Source organism: Kineococcus glutinatus, from assembly GCF_039542765.1.
In the GTDB taxonomy this organism is placed as follows: Bacteria; Actinomycetota; Actinomycetes; order Actinomycetales; family Kineococcaceae; genus Kineococcus_A; species Kineococcus_A glutinatus.
Map to the genome: position 1 here is coordinate 1 of NZ_BAABIL010000619.1, position 3,912 is coordinate 3,912.

Below are 3,912 nucleotides of genomic sequence, written 5' to 3' on the forward strand. Positions count from 1 at the left end.
GGACGGCTCCGCCGCCGGGGTGCCGTGCGCCCGCCCGGCCGCTCAGAGCGCCGCGGCCGGCTCCCGCAGGCCCCGGCCCGCCACCGAGGCCAGGACCCGGCTCCCGCGGCGCGCGGTGGCCCACAGCCGCGAGTGCACCCGGGTGGCCATCACGAACGACTCCTCCCGCGCACCCGTGGAGCGCTTGAAGTGCGCCACGCCCTCGTCCACCGCGCCGACGAGGTCCACCCGGCGCAGGCCGCGCTCGGCGGCCCGCTCCAGCACGTCCAGCTGCAGCAGCGCACCCCCGCCGCAGTCGCGGTGCGCGCGGAACGTGCCCCCGGCCCAGTCGTAGAGGGTGTCGCCGTGGACCAGGGCCACCTCCAGCCCCACCACCTCCCCGTCGAGCGTGGCGCTGCGCAGCAGGACGTCCTCGCGCCCGCCGCAGGCCGCCCACAGGACGTCCCCCACGCCGGCGGGGTACGGGGAGGGCACCCCGCGCGCGCCGTAGGACTCCGCCAGCAGGGCCGGCAGCGAGCGCCGCACCTGCTCCTCGGTCGCGTCGGCCACCACCACGCCCAGCTGCTCGGCCCGGCGGGCGCTGCGCCGCATGCTCTTGGACGCGCGGCGGCGCACCTCCGCCACGTCCCCGTGGGACACGTCCGCGACGAACGTCGTCGCCTCCTCGCACACCCACCCCGCCTCCCGCAGCACCGCGGCGGCCCCGCCCGCCCCCGGGCCCAGGTCCAGGCGGGTCACCGCCACCGCGCGGCGCCGGGCCCAGCGGGTCAGGGCCGCCAGCACGGCGGGCAGCAGCGCCGGCGGCACCAGCGGACCCACGTACGGGAACGGCACCGGCGCCTCCACCCACAGCGGCCCGCGGCGCACCAGCAGCAGCGGCAGCACCCCGACGTCCCGACCGCCGTCGCGGACCAGCAGCGGCACGAAGCGCCAGCCGTGCAGCCGCGCCTGCAGCTGCAGCCACCCGTGGCGGTGGAAGGCCGTCGCGCCCTCGGCCCCGTCCACGAGGGCGTCCCACTGCGCGGAGCTGCCGGTGGGGACGAGGACGGTCATGGCGAACTCCCGGTGCGGGCTGCGGTGGCTGGGGCCGGACGGCCCGCTGCCATGCCACCGGGTGCCGACAGCGGGCGCAAAGCCCCGGGCCGCGCACTGCGACGAGCGGAGGACGGTGTTCCCCCGTCCGGGGGAACACCGCCCCGGGGCCACGCACCCGACCGCGGCTCAGGTGCGTGGCCCGGCCCCCAGCACCACCTCGAACTCCAGCAGGCTCGCGCCCGTCGCGACCGGCCTGGCCCGCTCACCCGCGTGCGCCGCCCGCGCCCCGCCCTCCGACCAGGCCCGGAACGCCTCCTCCGTCTCCCAGCGGGTGTAGACGAAGTAGCGCGACTCCCCGCGCACCGGGCGCAGCAGCTCGAAACCGAGGAACCCCGCCGCGCCCTCCACGGCCCCCAGCCGGGCGGCGAAGCGCCGCTCCAGCTCCTCGCCGCCGCCCTCGGGCACCTCGATCGCGTTGATCTTCACGATGGCCATGGCCACACCCTCCCACCGCCGTCCCGGGCCGGCCGGTGGGAGGGCGCCGCTCAGGCCGCCAGCGCCACCACCGGCGAGGTGCGCGCCGCACGCCGCGCCGGCACCACCGAGGCCAGCACCCCCGCCGCCGCGCCCACCACGACGATCCCCACCACCTGCACCGCCGGCACGTCCGGCACCACGTCACCGGACAGGCCGAACACCGCCGCCGTCCCCGCCAGGCCGTACCCCGCGCCCAGCAGCACCCCCAGCACCGAGGCCACCCCCGCCACCAGCAGCGCCTCCCACGCCAGGGTCGCCCGCAGCTGGCGCCGGCTCAGCCCCAGCGCCCGCAGCAGCCCCGACTCCTGGCGGCGCTCCACCACCGACAGCGCCAGCGTGTTGCCCACGCCGATCAGCGCGATCAGCACCGCCACCGCCAGCAGGCCGGTGACCACCAGCAGCATCGTGGTGACGACGCTCTCCAGCGCCAGGCGCTCGCTGAGCACCCCGAACACCCAGGCGTCCGGCACGCTGCGCCACACCACCTGCTCCACCTCGTCCACCAGCCGCTGCTGCGCGCCGGTGTCCAGGCCGTCGTCCACCCGCGCCCACACCAGCCCCGACGCCGGCGCCGACCCCAGGTCGGGCACCAGCACGCGCAGGTCCGCCGTCGTCAGCAGCGCGGGGGTCTCGCTCTCGGTGTCCACCCGCACCCGGAACGACGCCCCCGGGGCCAGCTCCAGCCGCCCGCCCTCGGCGACGCCCAGCGCGCGGGCGTCGCCGCGGGAGAGCACCAGCACCCCCGGCGCCGGTCGCGGGGTGTCGGGCGAGCGCAGCACCGCGCCCACCGCGGCGGGGTCCACGCCGTGCACGTCCCACCCCGCCAGCGCCCCGCCGGTCGGCGTGCCCCGCAGCACCGGCACGGCCGCCTCGACCCCGTCGAGGGCCGCCACGTCCGCCGCGACGTCCGCCACCGGTGCCCCGGGCCGCTCGCCGAGGTCGGCGACGACGTCGGCGGGGAACATCGCGTCCAGCTGCGCCACGGCCGTGGCGCGGGTGGAGGCCGCACCCACGACCATCGCCGTCGTCAGCGTCACGCCGATGACGAGCGCGGTCGCCGTCGCGGCGGTGCGCCGCGCGTTGCGCAGCGCGTTGCCCGCCGCGATGCGCCCCGGCACCCCGCCCGCCGGCGCCACCAGCCGGCCCGCCAGCGCCACCACCGACGACACCGCCCGCTGCGCGAGCAGCAGCACCCCGAGGAAGCTGCCCGTCCCGGCCGCCACCGCCGGCAGCAGCTGACCCAGCAGGCTGAGCACCACCAGCGCCGCCGTCGAGGGCACGAACAGCACCAGGCCCGCCAGCAGCCGCAGCACCCCGTTGCGCGAGCGCAGCGGCGCCACCGCCAGCGGGAGCAGCGCCGCCAGCAGCGCCGCCGCCGTCGCCGCCCGCGCCGGCAGCAGCGCCGAGACGACGGTGACACCGGTGCCCAGGACCACGCCGGCGACCACCGCGACGGCCGGCACGCTGACCACCCCCAGGGGGATGGGGGAGTCCAGGCGCCCCACGACGGCCGAGACCGCCGCGGCCAGGCCGATGCCGGCGCCCACGCCGAGCGCGGAGCCGGCCAGGCCCGTGGCCGCCGCCTCCAGCAGCACCCCGCGGCGCACCTGCTCCGAGCGCGCCCCCACGCAGCGCAGCAGCGCCAGCTCCCGGGTCCGCTGCGCCAGCAGCACCGCGAAGGTGTTGGCGATGACGAGGCCGGCGACGAGGACGGCGACGGCGCCGAAGGTGAGCAGCACCGCGGCCAGCCCGGCCGACTGCCCGGTGTACTCCCCTGCCACGGCGGCGGCGGCCTCCTCACCGGTGAGCACCCGCAGGGCGTCGGAGACCGGCAGGTCCGCCACCGCGAGGGTCACGGCGTCGCGCAGCGCGGCGGGGGAGGTGCCGGCCGCGGCGGCGACGCGGACGCCGTCGGGTTCGCCGTGCCAGGCGGCCACGTCGGCGGGCAGCGCGAAGACGCGCCCGTCGACACCGGCGGAGGGGTCACCGCCGAGGTCCACGACGCCGACGACCTCCACCCGCTGCTCGGTCGCGGCCGCGCCCTCGGCCGTGTCCGGCGTGTCGGGCGCGGGGGGCACCTCGAGCACCAGGGCGTCGCCGACGGCGCCCCCGGTGCGCCCGGAGACGGCGACCTCGCCGGGGCGCTCGGGCAGCCGGCCGGTGGTGACGTCCTGCCAGCGCAGCGGACCCGCCGCGGCGACGGCCTCCACGCCCACCAGCTGGCTGCCGGGCACCTCCTCGCCCGCGCGCGGTTCCAGCCGCGCGGACAGGTACGTGCCGGTGTCCACCGCGGTGGCCGCCGCACCGGGCAGCGCGCCCGCCGCCGCGGCGGCCCCCGGT

3 protein-coding genes are annotated in these 3,912 nt (G+C 79.4%); all 3 read right to left on the bottom strand.

Features of this window, described 5'->3' with window-relative positions; genetic code table 11:
* Nucleotides 1–42: 42 nt before the first annotated feature.
* Nucleotides 43–1,053, bottom strand: coding sequence for a GNAT family N-acetyltransferase (locus ABEB16_RS19090; RefSeq protein ID WP_345713791.1), 1,011 nt, complete (start codon nt 1,051–1,053; stop codon nt 43–45).
* 168 nt (nt 1,054–1,221) lie between these two features.
* Entirely contained in the window at nt 1,222–1,530 is a 309-nt protein-coding gene (locus ABEB16_RS19095) for an antibiotic biosynthesis monooxygenase family protein (RefSeq protein ID WP_345713792.1), read from the bottom strand.
* 50 nt (nt 1,531–1,580) lie between these two features.
* Nucleotides 1,581–3,912: ABC transporter permease (locus ABEB16_RS19100; RefSeq protein WP_345713793.1), on the bottom strand; the 2,332-nt coding region annotated here is incomplete at its 5' end.